The sequence below is a fragment of the Microvirga sp. HBU67558 genome (assembly GCF_018069605.1).
GTDB classification, from domain to species: Bacteria; Pseudomonadota; Alphaproteobacteria; order Rhizobiales; family Beijerinckiaceae; genus Microvirga; species Microvirga terrae.
This window is the reverse complement of record NZ_JAGPUP010000209.1, coordinates 1-481: the sequence shown is the minus strand read 5'-3', so window position 1 is coordinate 481 and position 481 is coordinate 1. Positions and strand designations below refer to the sequence as shown.

Annotated in this window: 1 pseudogene; it reads left to right on the top strand. The window is 58.6% G+C overall.

The features are described 5' to 3' along the window. Positions 1-481 (top strand): annotated as a pseudogene (locus tag KBI52_RS00875) (class I poly(R)-hydroxyalkanoic acid synthase); the annotation flags it as partial.

Genomic DNA, 481 nt, shown 5'->3' with positions numbered 1-481 from the left:
GCAGATCATCAACGCACTGGCGCCCTCCAATTGGGTGTTCACCAATCCCGAACTCCTGCGCGAGACCTTCGCTTCAGATGGCGAGAACCTCGTGCGCGGCATGCAATTGCTGGCCGAGGACATTGAGCGTGGGGGAGGGCAGCTCAGGATTCGCCAGACCGATCCGACCCAGTTCGAGGTCGGGCGCAACCTCGCGATCACCCCAGGCAAGGTGATCTACCAGAATACCCTGATGCAATTGATCCAGTATGAGCCCACGACCGAGAAGGTGCTCAAGCGGCCACTGTTGATCGTCCCACCCTGGATCAACAAGTTCTACATTCTGGACCTCAATCCGGAAAAGAGCTTCATCCGATGGGCTGTCGATCAGGGGCACACCGTCTTCATCATCTCCTGGGTCAACCCGGATGAGAGCCTCGCCGACAAGTCCTTCGAGGATTACATGCGTGAGGGCGTCTTCGAGGCCTTGGACGCGGTCGAG